Genomic DNA, 17,491 nt, shown 5'->3' with positions numbered 1-17,491 from the left:
TTGCGCGCGCATCGTGCAACTTGTGTTAATCTCTAGGCATTAGCTCTTGCGCCTGTCGAGGTTGAACAGGGGTCTGCAATGCTGCGCTATGTAACGGGACAGGATTTGGTGAAGTATCCCAAACTGCGTGCGACCATGCTGCGTGACCGCGCCGCGCAATTCTCGGACAGGTTGGGCTGGGCGGTGGCAGTTGATGATGCGGGGTTCGAGCAGGACCAATATGATGCGCTGAATCCGCTTTATGTCATCTGGCAGCGGCCTGACGGTTGTCATGGCGGCTCGATGCGGTTCCTGCCGACAACAGGGCGCTGCATGGTGAACGAGCATTTCTTGCACCTGAACAAAGGCGCGCCCCTGTATGATCCGGCGATCTGGGAATGCACCCGCTTCTGTCTGGCGCCCGGCGCGGGTCCGCATGTTGCCGCCGCGCTGATGTTGGCAGGGGGTGAGTTGCTGGAGCGGCAGGGCCTACGACATTTTGTGGGCGTCTTCGATGCCAATATGGAGCGGATCTATCGTCGGATCGGGGCCTGCCCCGACATTCTGGGACATGCCGGTGAGGGGCGCGACAAGGTCAGACTGGGCCTGTGGTCGCTGACGCCCGAAGCGCGGACAAGGGTGGCGCGGCGCGCGCGTTTGTCATCCGCATTGTCCGATCTGTGGTATCGGCGCGCCTTTGGGGACGCGACTGATGCGGGGCTTGCCCGCACCGCGTGACCCGTAACCTCTGGCTCTTGGCGCGGGGCGGCTGTAGGGTCCGGCCATGACCTTGCCCGCCGTGACATTCTCCCCCGATCAGGCCGAAGCCTATGACCGTATCGCGGCTGCTTTGCGCGGTGTTGGCGTCGATCTGGACGATGGCCTCCTGTCCCCTCCAACTGAAGGCGCGTCGCGTGTTTTGGCGGTGATCGGCAAGGCCGGTTCAGGCAAGACGCTGCTGCTGGCAGAACTGACCCGCGCGCTCGAGGCGGCGGGTGTGGAACTGGTTTCTGGCGATTACGAGGGAAAGCGGCGCAAGGACAGGCGCACGCTGGCAATCCTGGCGCCCACGAACAAAGCCGCCTCGGTTCTGCGGAACAGGGGCGTGCCGGCGACCACGATCCACCGGATCATCTATACGCCGGTCTATGATCCGCAATATGAGCGCGTCGCGGAATGGCTTGCAGGCAATGGCGAGCGTCCCGAAATCGAAGGGCTGACCGATCTGCTGCTGGACCGTGCCCTGGCATTTTACCAGATTCACAAGTCCATTCCCGGTGCGCTGGCCGCAGCAGGCTTGCGCGGGTCCGATTTCATTACCGGCTGGAAACGGCGCGAGGAACCGCTGGATATCGGGTTTGTCGATGAATCCTCGATGCTGGATGAAAAGCAGTTCACTGACCTCAAGGATATCTTTCCGACGCTTCTGCTGTTCGGCGATCCGGCGCAGTTGGCGCCGATCAACCAGTCGGGCGGTATGGTCTTTGACAGTCTGCCCGCACCCGCAAGGTTGGAACTCAGCCGTATTCACCGGCAAGAAGCGGATAACCCGATCCTCGATCTGGCCCATGCGCTGGCTGATCCCTCGCTGACATTCGAGGATTTTGAACGTATGGTCGAACAGGCGGCGTTGCGCGACGACCGCGTGATATGGGGCCAGCGGGTCGAGGTCGATCTGATGGCGCGCAGCCCTGTTCTGGTCTGGCGCAATGCCACGCGCATCCGGCTGATTCATGCCTTTCGCGCTGTACATGGCGCGCCCGAAGATGCGCTGCTGGAGGGCGAGCCGCTGATTTGTGACGGACTGGAACTGCCTTTGAAGCACCGCAAGAAACGGCTGGATCTTGAGGCGCGAGGCCTGATCAAGGGGGCGCAGGTGATCTATCTGGGGCCAGGCAAGAAACCAGGTTTCTCGCGTCTGCATGTGATCGGGGCGGAAGACCCGCAGGTCAACGCGGCCTCGATCGTCAAGATCGAGAAGCCCGACGAGGAAGAGCCGTTCATCCCCTATGCGGCCAAGATGGGCGCGACCTTCCTGCACGGGGCGGCAGTCACGATCCACAAGGCGCAGGGCAGCCAGTGGGAAAACGTGCAGGTTTTCGCCCCCGATCTATATGCAGCCGCCCGCATGGGCAGGTCCGAAGCGGGGCAGCCCTTGTGGAAACGTCTGGCCTATGTAGCGATCACGCGCGCACAAGAGCGGCTTTACTGGGTGGTGCGTAACCGGCTGTCGAAACCGTCAGGGCTTCTCAGGGTCGATGATCTGAAGGCGCAGACCGCACCCGCGCTCAGCCTTCAGATGCAAGAGGAGGGAGAGCTATGAAAACCATCATCATCACCGGCGCCAGTGCAGGGATTGGAGCCGCCTGTGCGCACGCTTTTCTCGACGCGGGCTGGACCGTGGGCCTGCTGGCACGCCGCGTCGAGGCGCTTGAGGCGGTGGCGGCAGGCCATGCCCGCACGGTGGTCCTGCCTTGCGATGTGACCGATCCCGCTGCGGTTGATGCCGCTTTCGACAATTTCGTCGCGCAGGCGGGGCGGCTTGATGTGCTGTTCAACAATGCAGGCAGCTTCGGGCGGGCAGCACCGATTGACGAACTTGGTGTCGATGAATGGCGGCAGGTGGTCGATGTGAACCTGCACGGTATGTTTCTGTGCGCCCGCGCGGGCTTTCGCCAGATGCGGCAGCAAACCCCCCAAGGTGGGCGGATCATCAATAACGGCTCGATCTCGGCCCATGCGCCGCGCCCCGGTTCTATCGCCTATACCACGACGAAACACGCCATCACTGGCCTGACAAAAAGCTTGTCCCTGGACGGGCGCGACTATGATATCGCCTGCGGCCAGATCGACATCGGCAATGCGCGCACCGAATTGCTGGAAGGGATCATCGCCGCCAATCCCGATGCGCCGCCGCCCACGATGGATGTCGCTGATGTGGCGCGCGCGGTGGTGCAGATGGCCTCGCTTGGACCAGAGGCGAATGTGCAGTTCATGACCATTATGGCGACCAAAATGCCGTTTATCGGTCGCGGCTGATCGCGCGCAAGCTGCTTCTTCTTGCTTCAAATATCCATGGCGCAGCAATTGCAGCACATAGTGCCTGTCGCATTTATCCCTGCCGTAGCACCAACCGGAAGAAGGCCGAGGCGCCCCAACCTGCCAGAACCGCCAGCGCCAGTGCCATCAGCGCGTAGATCAGCGGCTGTTCATGGGCAAGGCTGTAGAGATAGCGTTCCAGACCGACTTTCTGCACGTCGATGCTGGTCTCGTAATTCGCAACGACGTCACCCCCGCGCAGCAGGTAGATCCGCGTGCGGTAAGCCCCTTCGGTCAGATTGGCCGGTAACCTGATCGAACTACGGAACAGGGTCTGCTCCTGCACCTCTACTGCGTTTTCCAACAGGGAATAGAGGCCGTTTTTCATACGGATGCGGATGAGCGCGTCGGTAAAGCTTTGCGCGTCGCCGATGGTTTCCGGTGCGCCGACTGAGCGGATGGCAAGCGGGATCGAGATGCGATGGCGCAGGTCTTCGGTCTGCGATAGCACGCTCTCCAAAGGACCGCTTGCGGCAACGGCGTAAAAGGACGGTGCCGCGTCGATCTCGACAGCTTCGGTATTCAACCAGATGCCCATCCGCTTGGCCTTGCGCCAGACAGTATAGGTTTCTGACGGGCCCGCGATGGTGACGATCACGTCGATCTCGCCGTCGGGGATGAGGGTTTCGCGTTTGATTGCTCCGAAAATCAGAATGTCGGACCCCTCGAAATTCGTGGTGATCGAGATGCTGCTCTGGCTCAGCCCCATGACCACCTGTTCCGCTGTGGCGGGTCGCAGGACCAGCAGGGGCAATGCCACCAGCAGCGTCAGACAAGCGGCGGTGATGCTGCGAAGACGGCTCATCCCTGCCCTCCGCGTTCGCCTATGGAGTAAAGCTCGGACGGGACCAGCAACAGATCCAGCGCCAACTTGCCCGCAACCGCCAGCACGAGGATCGCCAGCAGGATACGCAACTGCTCGGCCTTCAGCTTGACACCGATCCTTGCGCCGAACTGCGCGCCAATCACGCCACCCAGCAACAGCAGCACGCCAAGCACCACATCCACTGTCTGGTTGGTCACCGCATGCAGCATCATCGTGAAGGCGGTGACATAGATGATCTGGAACAGCGATGTGCCGATCACAACCTTGGTCGGCATGCCCAGCAGATAGATCATCGCAGGGACCATGATGAAGCCGCCGCCCACGCCCATGATCGCGGTCAGGATACCCACGCCGACCCCTATGATCAGCGGCGGAATGACCGAGATGTAGAGACCCGAAGTGCGAAAGCGCATCTTGAAAGGCAGGACATGAACCCAGTTGCGATGTCGCCGTTTCGTGGCGGGCATGGGGCCTCCGGACTTGCGGGCCTTGCGCGCGCGCTGGATGGCGCGCAGGCTTTCGATGAACATCAAGGTGCCGATCGTGCCCAGAAAGAACACGTAGAACAGCGTGACCAGTAGATCGACCTGCCCCAGGGCCTTGAGGATGTTGAAGACCAGAACGCCAAGGCCTGCGCCGACCATGCCGCCCGCCAGCAGCACCGTGCCCATCCGCATGTCAACGGTCTTGCGCCGCAGATGCGCCAGAAAGGCCGAAACCGACGAGGCCACGATCTGCGTCGTGCCAGTGGCTACAGCTACGGCAGGCGGAATACCGATGAAGAACAACAAGGGCGTCATCAGAAACCCGCCGCCAACGCCGAACATACCGGATAACAGCCCGACAATTCCGCCCAGACCGAGCAGAAGATAGGCGTTGATCGAGACTTCGGCGATAGGGAGGTAGATCTGCATGACTATCCCTAGCGCGGCCAGCGTTAAAAAGGCAAGCCGAGCGCGCCGGATTGCCTGTCAGGTCTGATCTGGAGCCCGAAACTGGACCTATCGCCCGCTATCAGCGCTCTTTCACGTAGGGCTGGCCACCTGCGCGGGGTGGGACGGCCTTGCCGACGAAACCGGCCAGAATCACCACGGTCAGGATATAGGGCAGCGCGTCCATCGCCTGTGCGGGCAGGGTGACAAAGCCCAGATCAAGGTTCTGGTTCCTGAGCGCGATCGCCTGCAGAAAGCCGAACAGCAGCGTCGCATACAGTGCATGCCACGGCCGCCATTTGGCAAAGATCAGGGCCGCCAGCGCGATAAAGCCGCGCCCTGCCGTCATGTCCTGCACGAAGCCTGCCTGCAATGCTGTTGCCAGATAGGCCCCGGCGATCCCGCAAAGAAGACCACAGATCACTACCGCGGCAAAACGCAGGCGCGTGACAGAGATACCTGCGGTATCCACGGCCTCGGGGTTTTCACCCACGGCACGCAGACGCAGGCCAAAGCGGGTGCGATACAAGACCCACCATGTCAGGGGCACACAGGCAAAGGCGGCATAGACGAGGATCGAATGGCCCGAGATCAGCTCATAATAGATCGGGCCGATCACCGGCACATCGCGCAGCGCCTCGGCGCCGGGCAGGACAACGCCGTTGAAACGGCCGCCGCCGATCAGGGCCGGGGTGCGCCCGCCTTGCTGGAACCACGTCTGTGCAATCAGAACCGTCATGCCTGCCGCCAGAAAATTGATCGCCACACCGGAAATCAACTGGTTGCCCCTGAAGGTGATCGAGGCCAGACCATGCAGCAATGACAATGCGACCGAGGCTGTGATCCCCGCACCCAGCCCGATCCAGACGGACCCTGTCACGGCGGCAATGGCGGCGCTGAAAAATGCGGCCGCCAGCATCTTGCCTTCCAGCCCGATATCGAAAATCCCTGCACGCTCGCTGAACAGGCCTGCCAGACAGGCCAGTAGCAGGGGCGTGGACAGGCGCACAGTGGAATCCAGCACCTGCAGGACAGTCAGCAGTTCCATCAGGCCCCCATGCGCCGGAATGCCATGAACATCCGCTCCAGTGGCAGGCGCACCATATTGTCTAGCGCGCCGGTAAACAGGATCACCAGCGCCTGAATGACAATGATCAGTTCGCGCGGGATATTCGTCCAGAGAGACAGCTCCGCACCGCCCTGATAGAGAAACCCGAACAGGATCGCCGCCAGAAAGACTCCGAACGGGTGGCTGCGTCCCATCAGGGCCACCGCGATGCCGATGAAGCCTGCGCCCTCGGTCGCGTTCAGAACCAGCCGTTCGGCTTCGCCCATGACGTTGTTGATCGCCATCATCCCCGCCAGCGCGCCTGAGATCATCATGGTGACAACCGTGATTTTTGTGGGGCTGATCCCTGCATAAAGGGCTGCGGGTTCGGAATGGCCAAAGGCGCGGATCTCGTAGCCAAGCCTTGTGCGCCATATCAGCAACCATACCAGCACGCAGGCCAGAACGCCCACAAGAAACGCGATATTTGCAGGCGCCGCCTTTGAAAAGCCGATGCCCAAAGGTGCCAGAATGTCATGCAGGCTGGGTAGGTTGGTCGCTTCCGGAAAACGCGCGGTGGAAGGGTCCATCGCTCCGCGCGGTTTCAGTGCGCCGACCAGCAGGTAGTTCAGGAAGGCGGCGGCGATGAAATTGAACATGATCGTGGTGATCACGATGTGACTGCCGCGTTTGGCTTGCAGGATCGCAGGCAGAAAGGCCCAGGCCGCGCCAAACAGGCCAGCGCCAAGGGCGGCTGCGATCAGGGCCAGCGACCAATGCGGCCAAGGCAGATAGAGACAGACAAGGGCTACACCCAGGCCGCCCAGCATGGCTTGCCCCTCGCCACCGATATTGAATAGCCGCGCGTGAAAGGCCACGGCCACTGCCAGTCCGGTGAACATGAAGTTGGTCGCATAATAAAGCGTGTAGCCCCAGCCATAGGTTGACCCCAGCGCGCCCTTGACCATCAGTTGTACGGCGTTGATCGGGTCTTCCCCGATCGCAAGGATCACAATGGCCGAGATCACAGCCGCCAGCAGCAGCGAGATCAGCGGGATCAGCACCACATCGGCCCATTTCGGCATCCGCTCCATCAGGCTGCCTTTCCGCTTGATATACCGGCCATCATCAGACCCAGTTCCTGGGTGCTGGCCGTATCTGCGGCGCATTCGCCCATGATTCGGCCGTCAAAGATCACGGCAATCCGGTCAGACAGCGCCAGAATCTCGTCCAGTTCCACACTGACCAGAAGGATCGCCTTGCCCGCATCGCGCAGGGCGATGATCTGCTGGTGGATGAATTCGATCGCGCCGATATCGACGCCCCGCGTCGGCTGACCGATCAGCAGCAGATCGGGGCCGCGTTCGATCTCGCGCGCAAGCACCACCTTTTGCTGGTTGCCGCCAGAGAAATTCTTGGCCGCAAGGCGCGGATTCGGCGGGCGCACGTCAAAGCGCTGCATCTGGGTTTCCGCGTGATCCAGGATGGCGGCGTTCCGCATCAGCGGGCCGCGCTGGATCGCAGGGTCACGGTGATAGCCGAATACGCTGTTTTCCCATGCGGCATAATCCATGATCAGCCCTTTGCGCTGCCGGTCTTCGGGCACATGGGCGATGCCTGCGTTGCGGCGGCTTTGCCCGTCAGCATGTGGGCCGGACAGGTCGATGGGCTGGCCGTTCACACGTACCTTGCCTGTGGCCTGCATCATGCCGCCCAGCACTTCCAGCAGTTCGGACTGCCCGTTTCCGGCAACACCTGCCAGCCCCAGCACCTCGCCCGCGCGCACGTTCAGGGACACGCCGCGCAGACGTTCAACACCGCTGCTATCGGTCACGCGCAGGTCTTCCACCTCAAGCACCGGCTTGCCGGGAACGGCGGGTGTTTTCTCGACCCGCAGAAGAACCTTGCGCCCCACCATCAGTTCCGCCAGCTCTTCCGGGCTGGTTTCGGCAGTCTTGACGGTGGCTGTCATCTCGCCGCGCCGCATGACGCTGACGGTATCGGTGATCTCCATGATCTCGCGCAGCTTGTGGGTGATCAGGATGATGGTTTTGCCCTCGGCCCGCAGGTTGCGCAGGATACGAAACAGGTGATCGGCCTCGGGGGGTGTCAGAACGCCGGTCGGCTCGTCCAGAATCAGGATATCGGCCTGACGGTAAAGCGCCTTGAGGATCTCGACGCGCTGCTGTTGTCCTACACCGATATCCTCGATCACTGCATCGGGATCGACGTTCAACTCGTATTCCTCGGCCAGCGACTTCAGCGCGGCCCGAGCCTTGGCCAGACTGGGGCGCAGCAGGCGGCCATCTTCGGCCCCCAAAATGACGTTTTCCAGCACTGTGAAATTTTCGACCAGCTTGAAGTGCTGGAAGACCATGCCGATGCCCGCGGCAATGGCCGCCTGACTGTCGGGAATGGCGGTCTTCTGGCCGCCAATGAAAATCTCGCCCGCATCGGCTTTGTAAAAACCATAGAGGATCGACATCAGCGTAGATTTGCCCGCGCCGTTCTCGCCGATGATGCCGTGGATCGTTCCGGGCATGACGCGGATCGAGATGTCCTTGTTTGCCTGCACCGGCCCGAAGGCTTTGGAAATGCCGCGCAATTCGATTGCGGGCAGGTGCGAGCCGGGCGCGGCAGTTGCCTGCCGCGCCCCGTCTGCATCGTCCTGTCTCATATCAGAAGGTTAAAACCGGGCAGCTGTCATCCGAAGAGTAGTCATGCACCGAGATCTCGCCCGCGATGATCTTGGCGCGTGCATCGTCCACGGCGGCTTTCATCTCGGGTGTCACAAGTGCCTCGTTGTTTTCGTCCAGCGCATAGCCCACGCCTTCTGCTGCCAGATCAAGAACTTCGATGCCCGGCTCCAGATCGGCACCGGCCATCATCACGTTGTAGACAGCCACATCAACGCGCTTGAGCATGGATGTCAGAACCTTGCCCGGATGCAGGTGGTTCTGGTTGCTGTCCACGCCGATCGACAGGATGCCTTCGTCTGCGGCAGTCTGCAGAACGCCAACGCCCGTGCCACCCGCAGCGGCATAGACGACATCCGCGCCCTGGCTGATCTGGGACAGGGTCAGTTCGGACCCTTTGACCGGATCGTTCCACGCGGAAGGCGTGGTGCCTGTCATGTTGGCGATGATGTTGATGTCTTCGCTGACAGCTTTGACGCCCTGGGCATAGCCGCAGGCGAATTTGCGGATCAGCGGGACGTCCATTCCGCCGATGAAGCCCACAGTGCCGGACTGCGATGCCATCGCGGCCATCATGCCTACCAGATAGGAACCTTCATGTTCGGTAAAGCCGATCACCTTGACGTTGGGCGCGTCGACATAGCCGTCGATGGTCACGAATTTGGTGTCCGGATAGTCGGGTGCGACCTGTGCGATAGGATCGCTCATGGCGAAACCGGTGGTCACGATCGGGTTGGCGCCTGCCTCGGCGAAACGGCGCAGGGCCTGTTCGCGCTGCGCTTCGGATTGCATCACGGTTTCCAGATAGGTGCCGCCGGTTTCTTCTGCCCAACGCTGTGCGCCGTTGAACGCGGCTTCGTTGAAGCTTTTGTCGAACTTGCCGCCAAGATCGAAAATCAGTGCCGGCTCGGCAAAGCTTGCGCCCGCTGTAAGGGCTGTTGCGGCCACGGCTCCGAGGAATGTCTGTTTGAGGTTCATCTTGGTCTCCCAGTTATTGGCAGCGGCGGTGCTGGTTGAGGTCGCACCCCGTCAAATGGTCGGATTGTTGAGGTCCTACGCGATTTAGGCCGCAGCAGAGTGGGGCGGTCAACAGTAAACTGGTCCTGAACAGAGCCGTTGACGCGGAAATGAAGCCGCTGCACGGCCTGACGTCAGGTCAGCGGGCGCTGCATGATCAACGCATCGGCGGCGGGTCCGCGGGGGCGCTCGTAATAGCCGCGGCGCGTCCCGACCTGTTTGTATCCGCGGCCTTGATAGAGGGTGAGCGCTGCGTGATTGTCCGCAGCAACCTCCAGAAAAGCGGTGGTGGCGCCACGGTTGCGCGCCAAATCGTGAAACTGCTCCAGCAGGCGCAGCGCAAGCCCGTTCCGGCGGTGGTCGGGATGGGTGGCGATGGTTAGAATTTCGGCTTCGCCGGCGATGATGCGGGCCAGAACAAAGGCGCGTGAATCGCCCAGTCTCAGGACATGCGGGCTTTGGACAAGCTGACTGAATTCCGCAAGGGTCCAAGGTCGGTCAAGCACATAGGCCGCTGCATGGACGCGCGCCATGGTGTCCGCATCGGGGGGCATGTGGCCGTCACTGTCCGTCGTCATCGTCGGGCAACATGACGGGCGCCGCGTCCCGCGCTGGCGCGGCATCTGCTGCACGTATGTAGAGCGGAGCAGGCGCGCTTAGCGGTACGCCCGCCAGAATGCGCCTGTGGGCAACGCCTGCCATCGCGACAACCAGATCGGCGGGCGCCGGGGGCAGGGCGAGTGGCAGGCCGAAATCATGGGCCTCGCCCATGCTGGTCAGGGAGGGTCCTGACCCGACGGGCGCAATATAGACCTTGTCTTGCGGTGCAGGCACAACGGCCAGATGCGCCAGCGTCGCACTGGCCGATATCGCGTCGAAGGTGCTGACCCCGACCGCCGGAATGTTCAGCGCCAGTGCTAGCCCGCGCGCCGCCGAGACGGAGATGCGGATGCCGGTAAAGTTGCCCGGCCCGATCCCTACGGCGATGGCGGTCAGATCGGACCAGTCTAAACCCGCGTTTTTCACCACCTCGTCCAGCAACGGCATCAGCCGCTCTGCCTGACCACGTCCCATCTCTTCAGACGCGGCCGCGACGACATCGGTGCCACGCAGCAAAGCGGCCGCGCAATGCGCGGCCGATGTATCAAAAGCAAGAATAACAGGGGTTTGGGACGTCACATCAGCCTCTTGGTCTGTGTTTGACTCAGACAGCGACGGGCCGCACTTCGGTCACTTCGGGGATATAGTGGCGCAACAGGTTCTCGATTCCCATTTTCAGCGTCAATGTGGATGACGGGCAACCCGCACAGGCACCTTGCATATGCAGATAGACAACGCCACGGTCAAAGCCGTGGAACGTGATATCGCCACCATCCTGCGCTACGGCCGGCCGCACACGCGTATCCAGCAATTCCTTGATCTGACCGACAATAACCGAATCTGGACCCTCATGATCTGCGTGGCCCGACACGGCTTTGGCACCAGCGCCCATGACCGGTTGCCCCGACTGGAAATGCTCCATGATCGCACCCAGCAGGGCTGGCTTGATATGATCCCATTCGGTTTCCGCGGTCTTGGTTACGGTGACGAAATCGGTGCCGAAAAACACCCCCGAAACGCCATCGACAGCAAAAAGCCGCGTGGCCAGTGGCGAGGTCGATGCCCCGTCAGCACTGGGAAAATCGGCCGTGCCCATTTCCAGCACGGTCTGGCCGGGCAGGAACTTCAGCGTTGCCGGGTTCGGCGTGGATTCGGTTTGAATAAACATCGCAGATAGACCTTTCATGGCTTGCCCCATGATATGCGCCCGCCAAGGCTTGGTGTCAAGGTTTGGAACGATTCTAAACTGTGTCGGACCTGCGGTTGTCGGGATGTGCAGCCGCTGTGTCCTCTGTCGGTTCCTTTGCGAAACCGGTCTGATTAACCCCTTGCGTTCCGGTCCCGACCGGTGGGGCTGTGACCTCGATGCTTACCCCGACCTCGCCAAGGATTTGCACCGGATCAAGACCGCGCCGCGTGGCGCTGTCGATCACTGCACGCTGCAAAAGCTTGCTGCGCTTCAAAAGGCGACGGAACCGCGCCTCGTCGAGCATCAGCAGGCTGGAGGGGGCGATGGCTGTCACCTCGGTCCGGCGCGGCTTTTGCATCAGAATCGCCATCTGCCCGAACATCTCGCCGCGCCCCAGACGCCATGTCTGGCCTGCGGCCTGCAATTCGACAGCGCCGGAGGCGATGAAATGCACGTTGCGCGCGGGTGTGTCGCGGCGGATGATTTTCTCGCCCGCGCCGACATAGCGGGTCACCAGCGCCTTGCTCAGTCCGCGCAAGGTTGCCTCGTCCAGACCCGAGAATAGCGGGAACTGGCGTACCAGATCGGATTTTTGTACCGCAAGGTCCAGTGTCGGGCGCTCGTCGGCCTTTTTGCGCCGCGCCGCGACGTCCTGAATCAACGCGACATGCAATTCCGAGCCGATCAGACCGTCATTCCGCATCGTATCATATTCATGCTCTTCCAGCCGCAAAGCGGTGCGGCGGATGAATCGGCGCTCAAGTTCTTCGGCATAGCCCGGATATTGCAGGCGCATGCCGTCCAGACCCTGCTCCACCAATTCAAGCCGACGATCCAACAACTCGTGCAGCACGTCCGCCACGCGGCGACCGTGGATACGCCGGATGCGCGTGTCGATAAAGCCGTGCAGATCGCGCAGGATCAGGCGCTGGGTCAGCAACACTTCGAACCGGTCAGCTGTCAAACGCCCCAACGGGCCAGACAGGCGCAGCCGGTTGTGAAGGCCAACGGCAAAGCGGAAGCCCGGCCCGTTTCCAAGGCTGCGCTTGGCTGCGCGCTGATAGCCCGTGCGCCCATCGCTACGGGCTGCTTCGATCAGACGGTCCGCGTCACTGAGGATACGATCCGACAGGCGCGATGAAATGGCGCGCTCGCGAAAGCGCGCCAGAATCAGCTCGCGCTCGGCACCTGACAGGGCGATCAGGCCCAGCGTGATGCGGTTCTTGTCGGAAATCTCGTCGCCTTCCTCGGCGGCTTTGACGGCGCGATCAAGACGACCGCCAAAACGTTTGGCCTCGGAGCGGACGGTTTCGCGTGTCAGTTCGTAGCTTTCAGTTGTGGTCGCTACTTCCTCGCGGACCTTTTGCAATGCAACGGCGATCACCTGATTGGACAGGGCCAGATCCAGCGCTGACAGTCGGTCAAGCCCCAGCCGACGGATCACCAGTCGCAGGGTTGTCCCCTGCACCAGCAACGTGAACAGCGTGAAACCGGTGGCCAGAATACCCACCACACGCTTCACCTCGACAGGGATGCGAAAGCTTTCGGTGACCGCCAGCGCCAGCGCCAATGTGACCGCGCCACGCAAACCGCCCCATAGAATCGCGACGCGGTAGGGGCGTTCGACAACAGGCGAAAGGCGCAGCCGCGACAGAACCGGCATCAAACCGAACAGGATGATCACCCTTGCCGCGATCGCGGCAAGGATCACCACAACGACCAGCCCGATATCGGACAGGCGTACCTCGTCCAGCAGGCGCGGGATCAGCAGGGCGGCCAGAATAAAGATCAACGCCCCTGCCCAATGCGCCAGTAGCCCCCAGACCTCGCGCAGGTTGGCCCAGGTGCCGGGTTGCAGACGTCCTGGCCCCAGCAGGTTAAGGGTCAGGCCCGCTGCAACAGTTGCGATCACACCGGATGCGCCGAACATCTGTTCCGCCGCGACATAGGACAGATAGGGAAGCGCCACCGAGATGGACACAACGGCCAGATCATGCAGCGAGACCAGTATCATCAACCAAAGCGCCGCCCGCGCCATGATCCAGCCGACCAAAAGGCCGCCGACAATCAGCAGCGGGAACTGTGCCAATGCGCCCTGCAGGGTCGGATCGGGCACGCCTGCCATCACAAAGCTCATGAACAGGCCGAACAGCGCAATTGCGGCAGCGTCGTTCAGCAGGCTTTCCCCCTCGATGATACGGGCCAGCCGCTTGGGGGCCGAGATCGAGCGGAAGATACTGACCACAGCCGAAGGGTCGGTGGTCGACACGATGGCCCCGATCAGCAGACAAGCCGCCAAGGGTAACGCACTGGTCCAAGACAGTGCATAGCCGATCACCAGCGTTGCGACGATGACCGCCACGACCGCCAGCACCAGAATCGGCACCCAGTCGTCGATCATACGGCGCAGGTCCATCACCAGTGTCACCTGAAACAGAAGTGTCGGCAGAAAAACGTAAAGAAAGACGTTCGACCGGATCGGCAGCGCCAGTATCGCTTCGGCGGCGGGGTTCAGCGCGTCGGTCAGCTCGGTCCGCAGAAAAAACGAGGCTCCGGCGGCGACCAGAATGCCCAGCAAGGCAAGGATCACGCTATAGGGCAGGCGCAACCTTGCCGCCAAAGGCTCGGCAATCCCGATCAACAGGAAAAGCGAAGCAATGATCGTGGTGACAAGGATAATGTCCATGCAGGTTGGCTAGCCCTAAACCTTTCGGGAAATACAGGTCTATTTTCCAAAATATTGCGTGATCACTGCATTATGCCCGATGCGGTGATGCGCAGCAAACGCAACGCTTTTTTTTTGGCCGGTAGGCTTCAATCTTGCGTTGCGGCAACAGGTTTTATGAATCTACGGGTTGCGTATGGCTATGGCATCGGCTGTTCGCGTATTGGTCGTGCCTGTTATTCTGCTTTCCATAGGACAAATCATGATCCGTCATCTGGTCGCTTTCTGTATGGCCTTGGTAATTCTGCCACAGGATGTCTCCGCGCAAGCACGCGAGCGTATCGGATATGGTCGGCTGATCAGCAATGACTATCTGGCAGACGGGCGCGACCGCTGGCGGACCGGATCTATCGCGTCCAGCCGTGTCTGGGGGCGTGGATGGTCCGGTATGCTGCCCGACATGCCGGGTGATCTGCTGGAACTGCGTTTCGGTGCGGAAATTATCGCGCCCCGCGATCTGGTAACACCTGCGGCAGGCGATCGTCCTTATGCTGGTATCCTGTCGGCAGGCCTTCACACGCATTTCGAGCGGCTTGGCAGTGAATTCGCGGTCGGTGCGAATCTGGTCGTCGTTGGCCCGCAGACGCGCCTTGACGACTTACAGGGCGGCTTCCACGATCTGGTGGGCGTGGACAAGGCATCACCGGCGACACGCGCGGCGCAGGTCGGCAACGGGGTTTACCCCACATTCGTCGGCGAGGTCGGGCGCAATTTCGATCTGTCCGACACTACACAGCTTCGCCCGTTTCTCGAGGTCCGCGCGGGTGTCGAGACTTTGGCCCGTGCCGGTGTGGATGTCACGATCGGCGGTGTCGGTCGCGGCGGATTGATGGTGCGCGACTCGGTTTCGGGGCAGCGTTACCGCGCGATTGCTGGGGACTTTCAGGGAACCGGCTTTGTTCTGGGCGGTGATATTGCCTCGGTCGCCGATAGCAATCTTTTGCCGTCCTCCTCGGGCGTCGAGGTGCGTGACGCCCGTAGCAGGTTGCGTGCCGGTGTGCATTGGCAGGGTGAGCAGACTGCCTTGTTCTATGGCCTGACATGGCTGGGCAAGGAATTTGAAGGCCAGAGCGAAGGGCAGTTGATCGGATCGGTCCGTCTGGATTTCAGCTTCTGAGAAAAGCGCACAAATTCGCGCGAAGATTGCAGGGCGCTGATCCCGCTCACTTTATTTGACCTGAAAGCCGTGGCTTGAATGTCACCATTTGATCACGGTCGGTCCCCCGTGCCGCAAAGAGGGTTTTGTCATCCCCCTTCAGTCTGTTAGCCTTGAGACATAAAAAGACGACCAACGAAAATAAACCGAGGCAGATAGAGCAGGCATGGGAACGGGCTTTCATGGCACGTTCGTCATCTCCTGGTCACAGACGGAAGTGGACGGTCTTGAGGCCGCGCCAGTGCAAGCATTGAATGTCGGGGCGTCGTGGTCCTGGCGTGGTGATGCTGTGCGGGTCGACACTCAGAGTCCCGTTCTGCGGCTGGAACAGGCGGATGGCGAAGCGGAATTGAGAAAAAGAGCGGCGCGCATGGTGCGCCGGCTTGTGGGTGCAGCGATCACCCAGACGCGCGATATCCAGACAGTCGAGGTCAGCAATCCGATGCAGGAAAGCGGCTTTGTCGTCACGGATGGCGCGCAAAGTTTTACTGTTACGGTGATCGAGGTGGGCACAGGTGCTGCACCTTTGTTGATGTTCATGGATCGCTTGCCGCCGCGCGATACCGATCTGTGGGTGGTGCATCACACAATGGATATGGCGCAACTCGGCTTGCCTTCACCGCCAAGTGTCGGCGTCATCTGCTTCACGCCCGGTACATGGATTTCCACGCCGGAGGGGCCGCGTCTGGTTGAGGATCTGCGCGAGGGCGACCGCGTCCAGACCAAGGATAGCGGCGCGCAGGAGGTGCAGTGGGTCGGCAGTCGTCGGATGACCGGTGCCCGCTTGTTCACGATGCCCAAGCTGCGCCCGATCCGATTCCGACCCGGCGCTTTGGGTGTGGAACGACCGGATCAGGAACTGATTGTCTCGCCGGATCACAGGATGCTGTTGCGCGGCCATGCCGCGCGGGCGCTGTTCAATACGGACGAGGTGCTGGTTGCCGCCCGCGATCTGGTGAACGGGACAACCATTGCCGTGGATATGGCCCTCAAAGAGGTGACATATGTCCATTTGCTTTTGCCATGCCATCACGTGCTGTGGGCCAATGGCGTCGAAACCGAGAGCTTCCATCCCGGACAGGCCGACCTGACCAGCCTTGCGGCCTCGGACCGGTCGCGTCTTTTGGACATGTTCCCGGCGCTGGAATATGATCCGCAAACCTATGGCAATTCCGTCCGGCGCATTTTGACAGCCCCGGAAGCGGCCATCCTGATGCATGAGGCCGCCTGACATCGCCCGCTGGCTGGAACAGGGCACCAGAAGGCAAGAGACGGCTCAAAGCCCTGTTGACTCCAGTCGCGGCACGCGTATAACCGCAGCTTCATTGGTGTTGGTGGCCCCCGCAAGGGGTGACCTGTCAGGCGCAAGCCAGAGGACAACGCCCTTCACATTCTGACGAAGGAGATCAGCCGTGACCAAACGCACGTCTGCCAAGTACAAAATCGACCGCCGCATGGGCGAAAATATCTGGGGTCGCCCGAAATCCCCTGTGAACCGCCGCGAATACGGCCCCGGCCAGCACGGTCAGCGCCGTAAGGGTAAACTGTCTGATTTCGGCACCCAACTGCGTGCCAAGCAGAAGCTCAAGGGCTACTATGGCGACCTGACCGAAAAGCAGTTCCGCCGCATTTATGGCGAGGCCGAGCGGGTCAAGGGCGATACAGGTGAGAACCTGATCGGTCTGCTGGAGCGCCGTCTGGACGCCGTCGTCTACCGTGCGAAATTCGTGCCGACCGTCTTTGCAGCCCGCCAGTTCGTGAACCACGGCCACGTCACCGTGAACGGCCAGCGTGTGAACATTCCGTCCTACCGCGTGAAAGAGGGGGATGTGATCGAGGTCCGCCAGAAGTCCAAGCAGATGGCTGTGATACTTGAAGCCACCCAACTGGCCGAGCGTGATGTCCCTGACTATCTGGATGTCGACCATTCCAAGCTGACCGCGACTTTCGTGCGCACACCCAGCCTTGGCGATGTTCCCTATCCGGTCATCATGGAACCGAACTTGGTCGTGGAATTCTACGCGAAGAACTGATCTTCTTCGCCTTACCGGAAATTAGGAAAGGCCCTGCCGGTTTGGCGGGGCCTTTTTGCATTTCGGGCTATCTTCCAGTGGGCGACGATGTGCGGGCGGGTGGCAAGGATGCCTCCGGCGGGGATATTTGAGGCAAGAAGACGCGGATGCGGCAGATGGGTGCCGTCGCGTTTCGCGCTTTTCTTGCTCAC

At 61.2% G+C, this 17,491-nt stretch carries 16 protein-coding genes; 6 read left to right on the top strand and 10 right to left on the bottom strand.

Going from position 1 to position 17,491, the window contains the following annotated elements; genetic code table 11:
• Positions 1 to 78 precede the first annotated feature (78 nt).
• The 3 genes from K7H22_RS09020 to K7H22_RS09010 are packed head-to-tail and all read left to right on the top strand — an operon-like array spanning position 79 to position 3,018.
• Positions 79 to 717: an acyl-homoserine-lactone synthase gene (locus K7H22_RS09020; protein WP_230800415.1), complete on the top strand. Its 639-nt coding sequence runs from the start codon at positions 79 to 81 to the stop codon at positions 715 to 717.
• 46 nt (positions 718 to 763) lie between these two features.
• A complete protein-coding gene (locus K7H22_RS09015; RefSeq protein WP_230800414.1) occupies positions 764 to 2,302 on the top strand; it encodes an ATP-dependent DNA helicase in 1,539 nt (512 codons plus the stop codon).
• Entirely contained in the window at positions 2,299 to 3,018 is a 720-nt protein-coding gene (locus tag K7H22_RS09010) for an SDR family oxidoreductase (RefSeq protein WP_230800413.1), read from the top strand. Before K7H22_RS09015 ends, K7H22_RS09010 begins: the two co-directional genes overlap by 4 nt.
• 73 nt (positions 3,019 to 3,091) lie before the next feature.
• On the opposite strand, the gene K7H22_RS09005 is transcribed toward K7H22_RS09010, so the two are convergent.
• The 10 genes from K7H22_RS09005 to K7H22_RS08960 form a co-directional block, all read right to left on the bottom strand.
• A complete protein-coding gene (locus K7H22_RS09005; RefSeq protein WP_230800412.1) occupies positions 3,092 to 3,883 on the bottom strand; it encodes a TIGR02186 family protein in 792 nt (263 codons plus the stop codon).
• A complete protein-coding gene (locus K7H22_RS09000) occupies positions 3,880 to 4,818 on the bottom strand; it encodes a sulfite exporter TauE/SafE family protein (RefSeq protein WP_230800411.1) in 939 nt (312 codons plus the stop codon). The genes K7H22_RS09005 and K7H22_RS09000 overlap by 4 nt, the downstream gene beginning before the upstream one ends.
• A gap of 100 nt (positions 4,819 to 4,918) precedes the next feature.
• Positions 4,919 to 5,884, bottom strand: a complete 966-nt coding sequence (locus K7H22_RS08995) for an ABC transporter permease (RefSeq protein WP_230800410.1) — start codon at positions 5,882 to 5,884, stop codon at positions 4,919 to 4,921.
• Positions 5,884 to 6,978, bottom strand: coding sequence for an ABC transporter permease (locus tag K7H22_RS08990; protein ID WP_230800409.1), 1,095 nt, complete (start codon positions 6,976 to 6,978; stop codon positions 5,884 to 5,886). The genes K7H22_RS08995 and K7H22_RS08990 overlap by 1 nt, the downstream gene beginning before the upstream one ends.
• A complete protein-coding gene (locus tag K7H22_RS08985; RefSeq protein WP_230800408.1) occupies positions 6,978 to 8,561 on the bottom strand; it encodes an ABC transporter ATP-binding protein in 1,584 nt (527 codons plus the stop codon). Before K7H22_RS08985 ends, K7H22_RS08990 begins: the two co-directional genes overlap by 1 nt.
• Before the next feature lies 1 nt (position 8,562).
• Positions 8,563 to 9,558: a BMP family lipoprotein gene (locus K7H22_RS08980; RefSeq protein ID WP_230800407.1), complete on the bottom strand. Its 996-nt coding sequence runs from the start codon at positions 9,556 to 9,558 to the stop codon at positions 8,563 to 8,565.
• Between the two features lie 173 nt (positions 9,559 to 9,731).
• The gene (gene rimI / locus K7H22_RS08975; RefSeq protein ID WP_230800406.1) at positions 9,732 to 10,151 is read right to left on the bottom strand and encodes a ribosomal protein S18-alanine N-acetyltransferase; all 420 of its coding nucleotides are present in this window, start codon (positions 10,149 to 10,151) and stop codon (positions 9,732 to 9,734) included.
• A gap of 7 nt (positions 10,152 to 10,158) precedes the next feature.
• The gene (gene tsaB, locus K7H22_RS08970) at positions 10,159 to 10,776 is read right to left on the bottom strand and encodes a tRNA (adenosine(37)-N6)-threonylcarbamoyltransferase complex dimerization subunit type 1 TsaB (RefSeq protein ID WP_230800405.1); all 618 of its coding nucleotides are present in this window, start codon (positions 10,774 to 10,776) and stop codon (positions 10,159 to 10,161) included.
• 25 nt (positions 10,777 to 10,801) lie between these two features.
• A complete protein-coding gene (locus K7H22_RS08965; protein ID WP_230800404.1) occupies positions 10,802 to 11,365 on the bottom strand; it encodes a NifU family protein in 564 nt (187 codons plus the stop codon).
• Between the two features lie 73 nt (positions 11,366 to 11,438).
• The gene (locus K7H22_RS08960; protein WP_230800403.1) at positions 11,439 to 14,072 is read right to left on the bottom strand and encodes a cation:proton antiporter; all 2,634 of its coding nucleotides are present in this window, start codon (positions 14,070 to 14,072) and stop codon (positions 11,439 to 11,441) included.
• 241 nt (positions 14,073 to 14,313) lie between these two features.
• Between K7H22_RS08960 and K7H22_RS08955 the strand changes: the two genes are divergently transcribed.
• The 3 genes from K7H22_RS08955 (at position 14,314) to rpsD (ending at position 17,300) form a co-directional block, all read left to right on the top strand.
• A complete protein-coding gene (locus K7H22_RS08955; protein ID WP_230800402.1) occupies positions 14,314 to 15,228 on the top strand; it encodes a lipid A-modifier LpxR family protein in 915 nt (304 codons plus the stop codon).
• A 205-nt stretch (positions 15,229 to 15,433) separates the two neighbouring features.
• A complete protein-coding gene (locus tag K7H22_RS08950) occupies positions 15,434 to 16,498 on the top strand; it encodes a Hint domain-containing protein (RefSeq protein ID WP_230800401.1) in 1,065 nt (354 codons plus the stop codon).
• Positions 16,499 to 16,679: 181 nt separating this feature from the next.
• Positions 16,680 to 17,300, top strand: coding sequence for a 30S ribosomal protein S4 (rpsD, locus tag K7H22_RS08945; protein WP_230800400.1), 621 nt, complete (start codon positions 16,680 to 16,682; stop codon positions 17,298 to 17,300).
• Positions 17,301 to 17,491 lie beyond the last annotated feature (191 nt).

Origin of the sequence: Seohaeicola saemankumensis, from assembly GCF_021021435.1 — a bacterium.
GTDB lineage: Bacteria > Pseudomonadota > Alphaproteobacteria > Rhodobacterales > Rhodobacteraceae > Seohaeicola.
This window is presented reverse-complemented; position numbering and strand designations above follow the sequence as displayed.